Here is a 14,222-nt window from a genome sequence, read left to right on the forward strand (position 1 = left end):
CATGCACGGCGAATCTCCGATCAAACGTCGCGAATCCCGGAAAATCTGGGTAGGTAATGTGCCTGTTGGCGGCGATGCTCCCATCGCGGTCCAGAGCATGACCAACACCGACACCAATGACGTGGCCGCGACCGTGGCGCAGATCAACCGCCTGATCGATGCCGGCGTCGACATCGTGCGCGTCTCGGTACCGGACATGGACGCTGCCGAGGCCTTCGGCAAGATCAAGCAGCAGGTCAGCGTACCGCTGGTTGCCGACATCCATTTCGACTATCGCATCGCCTTGCGCGTGGCCGAACTGGGCGTTGACTGCCTGCGCATCAACCCGGGCAACATCGGTCGTGAAGACCGCGTTCGGGCGGTGGTCGATGCCGCCCGCGATCGCGGTATTCCGATCCGTATCGGCGTCAACGCCGGTTCCCTGGAAAAAGACCTGCAGAAAAAGTACGGCGAGCCGACCCCGGCGGCGCTGGTCGAGTCCGCCATGCGTCATGTCGAGCACCTCGACCGCCTGGATTTCCAGGACTTCAAGGTCAGCGTTAAAGCCTCTGACGTGTTCATGGCCGTCGAAGCCTACCGCCTGCTGGCCAAGCAGATCATCCAGCCGCTGCACCTGGGCATCACCGAAGCCGGCGGCCTGCGCTCGGGCACGGTGAAATCCGCGGTGGGCCTCGGTATGCTGCTTGCCGACGGGATTGGCGATACTATTCGCATTTCGCTGGCCGCCGACCCGGTTGAAGAGGTCAAGGTCGGCTACGACATCCTCAAGTCCCTGCACCTGCGTTCGCGTGGCATCAACTTCATCGCCTGCCCGAGCTGCTCGCGGCAGAACTTCGATGTGGTCAAGACCATGAACGAGCTGGAAGGGCGCCTGGAAGACCTGCTGGTACCGCTGGACGTCGCCGTGATCGGTTGCGTGGTCAACGGCCCGGGCGAGGCCAAGGAAGCCCACGTGGGGCTCACCGGTGGCACGCCGAACCTGATCTACATCGACGGCAAGCCTGCGCAGAAGCTGACCAATGACAACCTGGTCGATGAGCTGGAAAAGCTCATCCGCCAGAAAGCGGCTGAAAAAGCCGAGGCCGACGCGGCGCTGATCGCCCGTGGCTGACTGACACAGAATTGTTAAGGGATTTTCCGTGAGCAAATCGCTGCAAGCCATTCGTGGCATGAACGACATCCTGCCCGAGCAGACGCCGCTGTGGCGTTATTTCGAGAACACCGTGGCCGGCCTGCTGGATACCTATGGCTATCGCCAGATCCGCACGCCGATCGTCGAGTTCACCGAGCTGTTCAAGCGCTCGATCGGCGAAGTCACCGACATCGTCGAAAAAGAGATGTACACCTTCGACGATCGTAACGGCGACTCCCTGACCTTGCGCCCGGAAGGCACCGCCGCCTGCGTGCGCGCCGTGCTCGAGCACGGCATCACCGGCAGCGGCCAGGTGCAGAAACTCTGGTACATCGGCCAGATGTTCCGTCACGAACGCCCGCAGAAAGGCCGTTATCGCCAGTTCAACCAGATTGGCGTTGAAGTCTTCAACCTCGACGGCCCGGATATCGACGCCGAGCTGATCATGCTCACCTGGCGCCTCTGGGGCCAGTTGGGCATTCGCGACGCGGTCAAGCTCGAACTCAACAGCCTGGGTACCAGCGAAGCCCGGGCCCGCTACCGTGACGCGCTGGTCGAGTTCCTCTCGGCGCGCCTGGAGCACCTGGACGAAGACAGTCAGCGCCGCCTGAAAAGCAACCCGCTGCGCATCCTCGACAGCAAGGACGCCAATACCCAGGCGGTGCTGGTCGATGCGCCGAAGCTCGAAGACTACCTGGACGAAGAGTCCCGCGTGCACTTCGAGGGCCTCAAGGCACGCCTGGATGCCGCCGGCATTCCGTTCGTGATCAACACCAAACTGGTGCGCGGCCTGGACTACTACAGCAAGACCGTTTTCGAATGGGTCACCGACAAGCTCGGCTCCCAGGGCACCGTATGTGCCGGTGGTCGCTACGACGGCCTGGTCGAGCAGATGGGCGGCAAGCCGACCCCGGGCGTTGGTTTCGCCATGGGTATCGAGCGCCTGATCCTGCTGCTGGAAACCCTCGAGCAGGTACCCGAGTCGATCAACCGTCAGGTCGACGTCTACCTGTGCGCCTTCGGCGAGCAGGCCGAGCTTGCCGGCCTGGCCCTGAGCGAGCGCCTGCGTGACCGTCTGCCGAACCTGCGCCTGCAGGTCAACGCCGGTGCTGGCAGCTTCAAGAGCCAGTTCAAGAAGGCCGACAAGAGCAACGCGCTGTTCGCCTTGATCCTGGGGGACGACGAGCTGGCGCAACAAGTGGTAGGTTTCAAACCCCTGCGCGGTCAGGGCGAACAACAAAATATTGCCTGGGATGCTCTGGCAGAGCACCTGGAAGCCTCGCTCGCGCAGGCGTGAGGCGAGTCAACAGCCGATTTGGTGAAAAGGAGTATTGGGGTGTCGAGTACCGATGATGAACAACTGGTCGCGATGAAGGACTGGTGGGACCGCAATGGCAAGCCGCTGGTAACCGGTGGCCTGCTGGCGCTGGTCGTGGTGTTCGGCTGGCAAGCCTGGCAGAAATACCAGACCAACCAGTCGCAAGGCGCCTCGAACCTTTACCAGGCCCTGCTGGAGACTACCCTGACGCCAAGCGGCGAGCCCGACGCGGCCAAGGTTGCCGAGCTGTCCGGCAAACTCAAGAACGAATTCGGCGGCTCGGCCTATGCCCAGTACGCCAGCCTGTTCGTCGCCAAGGTAGCCGTCGAGAGCGGCAAGCTCGATGACGCCGCGGCCGAGCTCAAGCTGGTGATGGACAAGCCGGCCGACGCGACCCTGGGTGAAATCGCCCGTCAGCGCCTGGCCCGTGTGCTGGCCGCGCAGAAAAAGGTCGACGAAGCGCTGAAGCTGCTCGAAGGCGATGCCGACAAGGCGTTCCTGGCCAGCCGCGAAGAGCTCAAGGGCGACCTGCTGGTGCAACTGGGCCGCGCTGGCGACGCCCATGCCGCTTACGAAAAAGCCAAGGCTGCGCTGTCTGACGACGCCGCGATCGGTGGCCTGCAACTCAAGCTCGACGACCTGGCCAAAGGGGATGCGTGACGTGATCGGTTGGAAACATGCAGCAGTGCTGACCCTGGCCCTTCTGGCCGTGGGTTGCAGCAGCAACAGCAAAAAGGAATTGCCACCGGCCGAACTCACCAAGTTCACCGAAGAAGTGGTCCTGAAGAAGCAGTGGAGCCGTTCGATCGGTGACGGTCAGGGCGAAACCTTCAACATGCTGGTGCCGGCGATCGAAAACGACCGCATCTACGCCGCCGATGTTACCGGCGTGGTGATGGCGCTGGATCGCAGCAACGGCGACGTGGCCTGGAAGAAGGACCTCGAACTGCCAGTGTCCGGTGCCGTTGGCGTCGGTTACGGCATGGTCATGCTCGGCACCCTCAAGGGCGAAGTGATTGCCCTGGATGCCAGCACCGGTGAGGAACGCTGGCGCTCGCGCGTTACCAGTGAAGTGCTGGCGCCACCAGCGACCAACGGTGACGTGGTGGTAGTACAGACCCAGGACGACCGCGTCATTGGCCTGGACGCCAGCACCGGCGACCGTCGCTGGATCTACGAAAGCACTCCGGCGGTACTGACCCTGCGCGGTACTGGCGCACCAATCGTGACCAACCGTCTGGCCGTTGCTGGCCTTTCGACCGGTAAAGTGGTTGCCCTCGACACCCAGAACGGCGCGCCGGTCTGGGAGCAGCGTGTGGCCATCCCGCAAGGTCGCTCGGAGCTCGACCGGGTTGTGGATATCGACGGCGGCCTGCTGCTGTCCGGCGGTACCCTGTACGTTTCCAGCTACCAGGGCCGCGTTGCCGGCCTGGACCTGGAGAGCGGCCGGTTGCTGTGGCAGCGTGATGCTTCCAGCTACACCGGTGTGGCCCAGGGCTTCGGTAACGTCTACGTGAGCCTGGCTTCGGGCACTGTGGAAGGCATCGACGAGCGCTCGTCCAGCGCCCTGTGGAGCAACGATTCGCTGGCACGCCGCCAGCTGTCGGCGCCGGAAGTGTTCTCCAGCTACGTAGCGGTGGGTGACCTGGAAGGCTACCTGCACCTGCTCAGCCAGGTCGATGGTCGTTTCGTCGGTCGTGAGCGTATCGACAGCGATGGCCTGCGCGCCCGTCCGCTGGTGGTGGGTGACACCATCTATGTGTACGGCAACAGCGGCAAGCTCGAGGCGCTGACCATCCGCTGAGGCTATGCTTGAGGCCATGCCGGCCTCGGGCTGCGGCACTTCGGGTGCCGCTCGAACTCCGGCCGCTGCAGTGCAGCGGCCTTTGTATTTTTCGAATTTATGAAGTGGAGAGCCGAATGGTTCCCGTAATCGCCCTGGTGGGCCGACCGAACGTCGGTAAATCCACCATGTTCAACCGCCTGACCAGGACCCGCGACGCTATCGTCGGCGACCTGTCCGGGCTGACCCGAGACCGCCAGTACGGTGAAGCGCGCTGGCAAGGCCGTTCGTACATCCTGGTCGACACCGGTGGTATTTCCGGTGACGAAGAAGGCATGGACGAGAAAATGGCCGAGCAGTCGCTGCTGGCCATTGAAGAAGCCGATGTGGTCTTGTTCCTGGTCGATGCCCGCGCCGGTCTGACCGCCGCCGACCAGATGATTTCCGAGCACCTGCGCAAGCGCAACAAACGCTCGTTCCTGGTTGCCAACAAGATCGACAACATCGATCCGCTGGCCGCCATCGCCGAATTTTCGCCACTGGGCATGGGTAACGCCATTGGTGTTGCCGGCGCCCAGGGCCGTGGCGTCAACAACCTGCTGGAAGCTGTACTCAGCGACTTCCCGCGGGACAAGGACGAGGAAGAGATCGACACCGACGTCGCTGAAGGCGAGGAAGCGGTGCGTATCCCTGGCCCGAGCGAAAAAGACGGGATCAAGATCGCCATCATCGGCCGGCCTAACGTCGGCAAGTCGACCCTGGTCAACCGCATGCTCGGTGAAGAACGGGTCATCGTCTATGACCAGCCCGGCACCACCCGCGACAGTATCTACATTCCCTTCGAGCGTAACGAAGAGAAATACACCCTGATCGACACCGCCGGGGTGCGCAAGCGCGGCAAGATCCACGAAGAAGTCGAGAAGTTCTCCGTGGTCAAGACCCTGCAGGCGATCAAGGACGCCAACGTGGTGATCTTCGTCATGGACGCCCGCGAAGGCGTGGTCGACCATGACCTGAACCTGCTGGGCTTTGCCCTGGAAGCCGGTCGCGCCATCGTTATCGCCCTGAACAAGTGGGACGGCATGCAGCCGAGCGAGCGCGACTACGTGAAGACCGAGCTGGAACGCCGGCTGTTCTTCGTCGACTTTGCCGACATCCACTTCATCTCGGCGCTGCACGGCACTGGCGTGGGTAACCTGTACCAGTCGGTGCAGAACTCGTTCAAGTCGGCGGTCACCCGCTGGCCGACCAGCCGCCTGACCCAGATCCTCGAAGATGCGGTCAGCGAGCACCAGCCGCCGATGGTCAACAGCCGCCGGATCAAGCTGCGCTATGCCCACCTCGGTGGCGCCAACCCGCCGATCATCGTGATCCACGGCAACCAGGTCGAGAAGGTACCCAAGTCCTACTCGCGCTACCTGGAAAACACCTACCGCCGCGTGCTCAAGCTGGTCGGTACGCCGATCCGCATCGAGTACAAGGGCAGTGACAACCCGTACGAAGGCAACAAGAACACGCTGACCGACCGCCAGGTCAACAAGAAGCGTCGCTTGATGTCGCACCACAAGAAAGCCGAGAAGAAGCGTAAAGACAAGCGCTAGAAGCATCGCGGGGCAAGCCCGCTCCTACGGGAGCGGGTTTGACCGGCGATTGGCCTGCGACCGTAACAACCTTTTTCCTGACTGATCAATCCGCTATGCTCGGTCCCAGACCGCGCCGCCTCGAGCCGGATAGTGCTGCAGGAAAGAGGGCTCCATGATCAGTAGCAAGTTGCCGAACGTCGGCACTACCATCTTTACCACCATGTCCCAGCTCGCCGCGCAAACCGGCGCCTTGAACCTGTCCCAGGGTTTCCCCGATTTCAACGGCCCGCAAGCATTGCTCGATGCGGTCGGCCGGCATGTCAGTGCCGGGCACAACCAGTACAGCCCCATGACCGGCTTGCCGGCCTTGCGCCAGCAGGTGGCGAACAAGATCGCCCGCAGCTATGGCGTCAGCGTCGATGCCGAGCATGAAGTGACCATCACCCCGGGTGCCACCGAAGCGATCTTCTGCGCCATCCATGCAGTGATCCGCGCAGGCGACGAGGTCATCGTCTTCGATCCCAGTTACGACAGCTATGAGCCCTCGGTAGAGCTGGCCGGCGGGCGTTGCGTGCATGTGCAACTGAGCGATGGCGAGTTTGCCATCGACTGGCAGAAGCTCACCGACGCCCTCAGCCCGCGTACGCGGATGATCATCCTCAACTCGCCGCACAATCCTAGCGGCGCCTTGATCAGCCGAGATGATCTGGACAAGCTGGCGCTGTTGATCGCCGACCGCGATATCTACCTGATCAGCGACGAAGTCTACGAGCACCTGGTGTTCGACGGTGTACAGCACGCCAGCGTATTGGCCCACGAGGCGCTGTATCAGCGTGCATTCGTGGTCAGCTCGTTCGGCAAGACCTACCACGTCACTGGCTGGAAAACCGGTTATGTGGTGGCGCCAGCGGCACTCAGCACCGAGCTGCGCAAGGTCCACCAGTACGTCAACTTCTGCGGCGTGACCCCGCTGCAATGGGCGCTGGCCGATTTCATGGCCGCGCACCCCGAGCACGTCGAAGAGCTGCCGGCCTTTTACCAGGCCAAGCGCGACCTGTTCTGCGAATTGCTCACGCCTTCGCGATTTCAGTTCAAGCCCACTCCGGGCACGTACTTCCAGTTGGTGGATTATTCGCACATTCGCCCGGATTTGAACGACGTCGAGATGTCGCTCTGGCTGACCCGCGAGCATGGCGTGGCGACCATTCCGGTGTCGGTGTTCTATCAGCAACCCATCCCCGCGCAGCGCCTGGTGCGCCTGTGCTTTGCCAAACGCGAGGAGACGCTGCGTCAGGCAGCGGAAAAACTATGCGCGATCTGAGTAGCCTGCCCAACCTGAACATTGCGTTGGTGCAGACCAGCCTGGCCTGGCACGACCGCCTGGCCAACTACGAGCAATTCGAAGGCCTGCTGGAACAGGCTCGTGGCGCCGACCTGATCATCCTCCCGGAGATGTTCACCACTGGTTTTTCCATGGACTCCGAAAGCCTCGCCGAGCCCGAGAACGGCCCGACCTACAAGTGGCTCAAGAGCCAGGCCAAGAAGCTTGATGCAGTGGTTACCGGCAGCGTGATCATCCAGGCTGCCGACGGCAGCCACCGCAACCGCTTGCTGTGGGCGCGGCCCGATGGCGAGATCCTGTACTACGACAAGCGCCACCTGTTTCGCATGGCCGGCGAGCACAAGCACTACACCCCGGGCGAACGCCAGGTGCAGTTCGAGCTCAAGGGCTGGCGGGTACGGCCGCTGATCTGCTACGACCTGCGCTTCCCGGTGTGGAGCCGCGATGCCCAGGACACTGACCTGCTGCTGTACACCGCCAACTGGCCGGCCGCCCGCCGCCAGCACTGGAACCGCTTGTTGCCGGCGCGGGGCATCGAGAACCTGTGTTATGTCGCCGCGGTGAACCGCGTGGGCACCGACGGCAAGGGCTTTGCCTATACCGGCGACAGCCAGGTGCTGGATTTTCAGGGCGAGAGCCTGCTAAGTGCAGGCGAGGCGGACGGGGTGTTTACCGTGGTGCTCAGTGCGGCAGACCTGGCGGCCTATCGCACGCGGTTCCCGGCCAACCTGGATGCCGATACCTTCGAGCTGCATTGACCCTCATCGCAGGTCAAGCCGCTCCCACACCAAACCTGTAGGAGCGGGCTTGTTCTGGTCAAGTTTTACCGGACACCGATTACGGTGATCAAGCTGCCAACTGCTCCATTGCTATTGGCGACAGATAGTTGTTGTAGCTATGGAGCCTGATTTGGTTGTAGCGCAAGAAGAAGCTGGTCATATCCTGTCTGGCTTCTTCGATCGTTGCATAGCCCTTGGCGGGCACCCATTCTGATTTGAGCGTGCCAAATAAGCGCTCCGTTGGTGCGTTGTCCCAGCATTGGCCTCTGCGGCTCATGCTTTGGGTTATGCCATGCTCAAGCAGTTCGGATTGGAAGCGTTGGCTGGTGTATTGGCAGCCTTGATCCGAATGAAACATCAAGCCCGCATATTTGCCTCGTACTTCTACCGCCATGCCCAAGGCCTTGCTGACCAGATGGGCATCATTGATCAGAGAAAATGCCCAGCCAATGACCCGACGGGCGAACAGGTCAATGACCACGGCCAAGTGATACCAGCGCTTCCCAATCATCAGGCTGGTTACGTCACCGCACCACACCTGATTGGTTGCCGTGGGCTGGAAGTTACGTTCAAGGACATTCTTGGCCACAAATGCCTCTACACCTCTGGAGCGATACTGGTGGCGACGGCGCTGCCTGCTGGTCAGGTTCGCCTCCGCCATAAGTCTTCCAGCTAGATACCTTCCAACCTTTAGCTGCTGGGCCTTCAAATACTGAGAAATCATTCTCGCACCGGCACTTCCCCTGCTTTCAGCATGTAGTTGCACGACCTTTGCCCTGAGCACATCACGCTCGGTATTGGGTACCGAGCGGCGATCAAGCCAGTCATAAAACGCACTGCGGGAAACGCCCAGAGCGCTGCAAAGCTGGCTGGTCGGATACGAGCCTGACTCTCTCAGCTCCTCGATCAGGAAAAACGATCGGGATCCGACATCAAGAGAGCGGTAGCCTTTTTTAGGATTTCGGCCTCGGTCTCTAAACGCTTGATCTTGGCGCGTAACTGCTGGAGCTCCCGCTGCTCATCGCTAATTGCCTTGGTGCCTGGCACTGGTTGCCCTTTCTGACGCTCTTTACGAACCTGGTCTACCCAGCGGCGCAGAGCTGTGGGGCCGACGTCCATTGATGCGCAGACGTCGGGAACCGAGCAGTTGTCGTCAAGAACCATGCTTGCAGCACGTTGCTTGAACTCGCGGGTATAAGTCTTTCGTTCTTGCATGGAACCTCCTGGTTGGGCGAATCATATCGCCCTTAAGAGGTGTCCGGGATCATTAGGCCAGTTCAGCTTGACCCGCGATGAGGCCCTCAAGGCTTAGTACACATCCCGCCGATACCGCCCCAGCTCGATCAACCGCTCAACCTCGACAGCCCCGAGCACCTCGTTAAGTACCTCATCAACGCCACTGGCCATGCCCTGCAAACTGCCGCAGATATAGATCGATGCACCCTGGTCGAGCCAGCGTCGCAGTTCTGTCGCCTGCTCGCGCAAGCGGTCCTGCACGTAGACCTTGTGGCTCTGATCGCGGGAAAAGGCCAGCTCCAGCCGGGCCAGATCGCCGCTGCGCTGCCAGCCTTGCAGTTCATCCCCACAGAGGAAGTCATAGGCCTGGTTGCGTTCACCGAACAGTAGCCAGTTGCTGCGCTCGCCGGCCACAATGCGGCCCTTGAGCAGGCTGCGCAGCCCGGCTAGCCCGGTTCCGTTGCCGATCAGGATCATCGGCGTGGCCGGCGCCGGCAGGTGGAAACCACTGTTGCGGCGCAGGCGCAGGCTGACACTGTTATCCACAGACAGATGCTCGGTCAGCCAGCCTGAACCCAGGCCGAGGCTGCCGTCAGGGTGGCGTTCCTGGCGCACGATCAGCTCCAGCACGCCGTCACTGGCGATCGAGGCAATCGAGTATTCCCGTGCTGCCAGCGGGATCAATGCATCGACCAATGCCTGCGCATGCAGGCCGACCAGGTGCTCACGGCTCTTGGGCAACTGCCGGCCGGCCAGGGCTTGCAACAGGCTCTCTTGCAGGCCATCGACCTGCACGGGTGTTTCGCCATCAAGGCCCAGGCCCTTGAGAAACTGCTCAAGACTGTGGGCGCTGTTACGCGGCAGGATCTCCACCAGGTCTCCAGCTTCCCACTGCGCAGGTTGCTCAGGCCTGAGGCCAAGCAGATACACCGCCGAACCCTGACTGCCCGGGTTCATCAGTTCGCGACTGATCAAGGTCCAGTTGGCAAATTCGGGTGCCTGCCAGGCCGCTGGTGGCGTGCTGCCAGTCAGTTGTGCGAGCTGTTGTTGCCAGTGTTGCAGGGCCGCAGGGTCAGCGCTGTCGACTTCAACCGGGGCGAAGGCGCTGGTGGCGCCGCGTTCGCCGAGCCAGGCCTGCAAGCGCCGGGCAAAGCCGCAGAAGTGCGGGTACTGGCGGTCGCCCAGGGCCAGCAGGGCATAGTTGAGGTTGCCCAGCGCCCAAGGCTGTCCAAGCACCTTGCGCTCGAAAGCGCGAGCGCTGTCGGGGGCTTCGCCGTCGCCGAAGGTACTGACGACGAACAGCGCTTGCCGAGCCTGGTTGAGGTCCTGTTCGGTCAGCTCAGCCAGGGGGCGGACCTGTACCGCGACGCCGGCAGCCTGCAGTTGCCCGGCGCTTTGCCAAGCCAGTTGCTCGGCGAAGCCGCTCTGGCTGGCAAAGCCCACCAGCCAGCCGTGGTCCTGCCCGTTCGACGGCGCGAAGTTACCTCGCGCGGCACGCACCTGGCGCTTTTTACGGCGGCGATCGAGGTACAACAGCCAGCCGGTGACGAAGAACAGCGGCATGGTCAGACTGGCGATGGTCACCACAATGCGCCCGGTCAGGCCAAAGTAGCTGCCCACGTGCAGGGCGTAGACGCTGGCCAGCAGTTGCGCCTTGAACGACTTGTCGGCATAGCGCTCGTTGCTCTTCACCTGGCCTGTGGCCGGGTCCAGGTTGAGGGTGTTGAGGGCGCGCTCGTGTTCGGCGCCTTCAAGCAGATAAAAGATCATCGCCGGTTGCCCGCCAGCTGGCGGCAGGCGCAGGTTGTAGCTGCTCATACCGGGGCCGGCGGCAGCTTGCAGGCTGGCCCAGACGGCGTCGTAGTCGACCACCAGCGGCTTGGCGTCTTTACCTGCGCCACCACCAGCACGTCCGCCGCGGCCTTCGCCGCGCTTGTGTTGCTGGCCAGCGGCCGGGCTGTCGGCGAGCAGCTTGTTCAGGCCTTCGCGGTACCACTCGTAGCTCCAGAACAGACCGGTGAGGGCAAACAGCAGGTAGAACAGCAGGCACCAGGTACCGGCCACGGCGTGCAGGTCCCAGTTGAAGGCGCGGCCTTTCTTGGCCCAGTCCAGGGTCAGCCAGGTCCGCCAATTCAGCGCCTTGCGCGGCCAGCGCAGATACAGGCCGGACAGGCAGAAGAAAATCAGCATCAAGGTACAGGCGCCGGTGATCTGCCGGCCGGTGTCGCCCATGGCCAGAAAACGGTGCAGTTGCAGCATCAGGTCGAAAAAGCCCTGGCCGGCGACGTCGCCCTGCAGCTTGCCGGTGTAAGGGTCGGCATAGCGCATCAAGCCCCGGCGTTCGCCCGGGGGAGGGGTGAAGAAGACCCGCGCCGCCTTGTCGTTGTCGGCCTGGACCCAGAGCATGGCGACCTTGTCACCCTGTTCGGCCTCGATCCTGCGCACCAGCTCGGGCATTGGCAGCACGCCTTCCTGGCGTACTTCGACGGTGAGCACATCAGGGTTGAACAGCTCCAGCAGCTCATCCTGGAACGACCAGATGGCACCGGTAATGCCCATCAGTGCCAGCACCAGGCCTGCGGTAATACCGAAGAACCAGTGCAGTTGAAACAGGGATTTCTTCACCACATCAATCACCTTGTCGTGTCGCAAATGCGAATGCGACGCACATTATGCCTTGATACACAAAAGCCCCGTTCACCTAAATGAACGGGGCTTGCCAGTCAGCTCACTCAGAAGTGGAAGCTGGTGGTCAGCAGGGCAGTGCGCCCGGCGGCCTGGTTGGCGTAGTGGGCAGCGTAGGCTTTGTCGTAGTACACCTCGTTGGTGAGGTTTTGTACGTTCAACTGCAGGTCGACGTTCTTGGTCAGCTTGTAGCTGGCCATAGCGTCGTAACGCCAGTAGGAATCGACCATCACGGTGTTGTTGACGTTGCCGAACACGTCATCGACGTAGAAGGCACCGCCGCCGACGGTCAGTTTCGGCGTGACGTTGTAGGTAGTCCACAAGGTCAGGCTGTTGTTCGGCGTGTTGGGCATCTGGTTGTCGTTGTTCGGGCTGTCGACAAACACGCCGCCGACGTTCTGCTTGCCCCCATCGATCAGCTTGGCATCCATGTAGGTGTAGCCGGCGAAGACCTGCCAGTCGTTGGTCAGCTTGCCGGTGGCGGTCAGTTCCAGACCGTCAACCCGGCTCTTGCCGACGTTCTCGTAAGTGTTGGTGCTGACCAGAACACGAGCGTTCTCTTTTTCGGTACGGAAGATTGCTGCGGTGAGGGCCAGGCGTTCGTCCAGCAGGTTCCACTTGGTGCCGATTTCGTAGTTGGTGGTTTCTTCCGGCTTCAGGTCACTGGTGGTGGTGGCGGTCAGCAATGGATTGCCGTCGCTGCCTTCACCGAGCGATGCACCGGCGGGGGTCGCCGAAGTCGCGTAGGAAATGTACACGCTACCATTCTCGGCCGGCTTCCAGGTCAGGCCCAGCTGGCCGGTGACGAACTCGCTGGTGTCTTCGGTCTTGAAGCTGGTTGCGCCGCTGGCGATTTTGGTTTTGGCCTTGGTATCGAAGTGGTCGTAACGCAGGCCCATGGTCAGCAACCAGGCCGGGTCCAGTTCCAGGGTGTCGGTCAGGTAGATGGCGCGGGTGTTGCTGGTGGTATCGGCGCCAGCCAGAGTGCGGCTAACGGTGCCATCCCAGGCTTCGTTCGGGTTCGGATCGGTGAACGAGGTGCAGACTCCGGAGATCTGTCCGGTGGCGCTGCTGCAGTTGCCCGAGGCAAAGCCGGTGACGTTGTAGCCGGTCTTGACCGAGGCTTCGCGGCTCAGTTCGATACCGGTCGAGAAGTTGTTCTTGAAGCCGCCGATGTAGACCTCGCCGAACAGGTCGGTCTGGTTGGTGGTGGTGCGGGTGTTGGCCACGCGGTTGTTCGGACGGCGCCAGACTTCACCGTTGAGGATGTTGCCCTTGCTGTCGTCCGGCTGGCTAAAGATGTAGTCCTGCAGGGTGTTGCCATGGCGCAGGGTGTTCTTGATCGTCAGCGCATCGCTCAGGTCGTGCTCGAGGGCGATGGTGGTGATGTCGGCGCGGCTCTTGTAGAAGTCGCGGCCGACCAGGCCATAGAAGTTGTCGCTGTCACCGCCATCGGTCGGTTTGTCCGGGTTGGCCGAAGTGCGGTTGGCGGAGCTGCCGGATTTCAGGCTGTAGGGGATGCCCGAGTCAGGCAGGTCATCGCTCTCCATGTGGTAGTAGTCCAGGCTCAGGCGGGTGTCGGTACCCAGGCCGAAGACCAGCGACGGTGCCACGCCCCAACGGTCGTAGTTGACCTCGTCGCGGCCGGCGACGTTGCTTTCGTGGCTCATCAGGTTAAGGCGGAACGCGGCGGTGTCGAGGAACTGATAGTTGCCATCGAAGGTGTAGCGTTTGGTCTGGTCCGATCCCCAGGTGAAGGCACCATCGGTGGAGTTGCCCAAGTGCGCGCGCTTGCTCACCAGGTTGATGGTGCCGCCTGCTGCGCCGCGGCCACCGATGGCCGAGTTGGGGCCCTTGGCCACTTCGACCGATTCGATGGCGAAGATTTCCCGGGTTTGCGAGCCGGTGTCGCGAACGCCATCCAGGTACATCGAGCTCTGCGAGTCGAAACCGCGAATGAACGGACGGTCGCCGGACGGGTTGCCACCTTCGCCGGCACCCATGGTGATGCCCGGCACGGTACGCAGGGCGTCCTGCAGGTTAAGGGCGTTGGTGTCCTTGATCACTTGCTGGGGGACCACCGTCACTGTGCGCGGAATATCTACCAGCGGCGCGGTGTACTTCTGCGAAGACGCGCGTTCGACCTTGTAGTCAGTGCTGGCGGTTTCGGCCTGGCCGGTGACGCTGGTGGCATCCAGGGCGATGGCACCGTCCTTGGCAGGCTCGGCATCGGCGGCAAATGCCAGGTGCCCGGCGGAGGTCGCGGTGAGCGCTACACCAATGGCGCAGGTGAGCAAGCGTGGTGAACTGACAGCGGTTGGCACGTAGTGACGCGGCATGGTGGTCCCCTTCCCCAGGTTTTTA

11 protein-coding genes are annotated in these 14,222 nt (G+C 62.1%); 7 read left to right on the forward strand and 4 right to left on the reverse strand.

Annotated elements, in window-relative coordinates; genetic code table 11:
* The first annotated feature begins 1 nt into the window (after nucleotide 1).
* The 7 genes from ispG to BLR26_RS26600 all read left to right on the forward strand — a co-directional run bounded on the left by ispG (nucleotide 2) and on the right by BLR26_RS26600 (nucleotide 7,916).
* A complete protein-coding gene (ispG, locus tag BLR26_RS26570; RefSeq protein WP_038997015.1) occupies nucleotides 2-1,111 on the forward strand; it encodes a flavodoxin-dependent (E)-4-hydroxy-3-methylbut-2-enyl-diphosphate synthase in 1,110 nt (369 codons plus the stop codon).
* A 28-nt stretch (nucleotides 1,112-1,139) separates the two neighbouring features.
* Entirely contained in the window at nucleotides 1,140-2,429 is a 1,290-nt protein-coding gene (hisS, locus tag BLR26_RS26575) for a histidine--tRNA ligase (RefSeq protein ID WP_045196222.1), read from the forward strand.
* 72 nt (nucleotides 2,430-2,501) lie between these two features.
* Nucleotides 2,502-3,110, forward strand: a complete 609-nt coding sequence (locus tag BLR26_RS26580) for a tetratricopeptide repeat protein (protein WP_176470444.1) — start codon at nucleotides 2,502-2,504, stop codon at nucleotides 3,108-3,110.
* Nucleotides 3,103-4,254, forward strand: a complete 1,152-nt coding sequence (gene bamB, locus BLR26_RS26585) for an outer membrane protein assembly factor BamB (RefSeq protein WP_045196225.1) — start codon at nucleotides 3,103-3,105, stop codon at nucleotides 4,252-4,254. Before BLR26_RS26580 ends, bamB begins: the two co-directional genes overlap by 8 nt.
* Before the next feature lie 116 nt (nucleotides 4,255-4,370).
* Entirely contained in the window at nucleotides 4,371-5,834 is a 1,464-nt protein-coding gene (gene der / locus BLR26_RS26590; RefSeq protein WP_045196227.1) for a ribosome biogenesis GTPase Der, read from the forward strand.
* 154 nt (nucleotides 5,835-5,988) lie between these two features.
* Nucleotides 5,989-7,137 (forward strand): pyridoxal phosphate-dependent aminotransferase, encoded by a 1,149-nt coding sequence (locus BLR26_RS26595; protein WP_093388096.1) that lies wholly within the window; start codon nucleotides 5,989-5,991, stop codon nucleotides 7,135-7,137.
* On the forward strand, nucleotides 7,125-7,916 hold the full coding sequence (locus BLR26_RS26600) for an amidohydrolase (RefSeq protein WP_093388098.1): 792 nt from the start codon (nucleotides 7,125-7,127) through the stop codon (nucleotides 7,914-7,916). The genes BLR26_RS26595 and BLR26_RS26600 overlap by 13 nt, the downstream gene beginning before the upstream one ends.
* Before the next feature lie 88 nt (nucleotides 7,917-8,004).
* Here the strand turns inward: BLR26_RS26600 and BLR26_RS26605 are convergent, their stop codons facing one another.
* The 4 genes from BLR26_RS26605 to BLR26_RS26615 all read right to left on the reverse strand — a co-directional run bounded on the left by BLR26_RS26605 (nucleotide 8,005) and on the right by BLR26_RS26615 (nucleotide 14,197).
* Complete coding sequence (locus tag BLR26_RS26605) at nucleotides 8,005-8,847, reverse strand: IS3 family transposase (RefSeq protein ID WP_371128695.1); 843 nt, start codon at nucleotides 8,845-8,847, stop codon at nucleotides 8,005-8,007.
* Nucleotides 8,844-9,152: a transposase gene (locus BLR26_RS27585; RefSeq protein WP_256326695.1), complete on the reverse strand. Its 309-nt coding sequence runs from the start codon at nucleotides 9,150-9,152 to the stop codon at nucleotides 8,844-8,846. The genes BLR26_RS26605 and BLR26_RS27585 overlap by 4 nt, the downstream gene beginning before the upstream one ends.
* A gap of 93 nt (nucleotides 9,153-9,245) precedes the next feature.
* Nucleotides 9,246-11,801, reverse strand: coding sequence for a PepSY domain-containing protein (locus BLR26_RS26610; protein WP_093388226.1), 2,556 nt, complete (start codon nucleotides 11,799-11,801; stop codon nucleotides 9,246-9,248).
* A 104-nt stretch (nucleotides 11,802-11,905) separates the two neighbouring features.
* A complete protein-coding gene (locus BLR26_RS26615) occupies nucleotides 11,906-14,197 on the reverse strand; it encodes a TonB-dependent receptor (RefSeq protein WP_045196234.1) in 2,292 nt (763 codons plus the stop codon).
* Between the last annotated feature and the right edge of the window lie 25 nt (nucleotides 14,198-14,222).

This window comes from Pseudomonas sp. UC 17F4 (genome assembly GCF_900101695.1).
In the GTDB taxonomy this organism is placed as follows: Bacteria; Pseudomonadota; Gammaproteobacteria; order Pseudomonadales; family Pseudomonadaceae; genus Aquipseudomonas.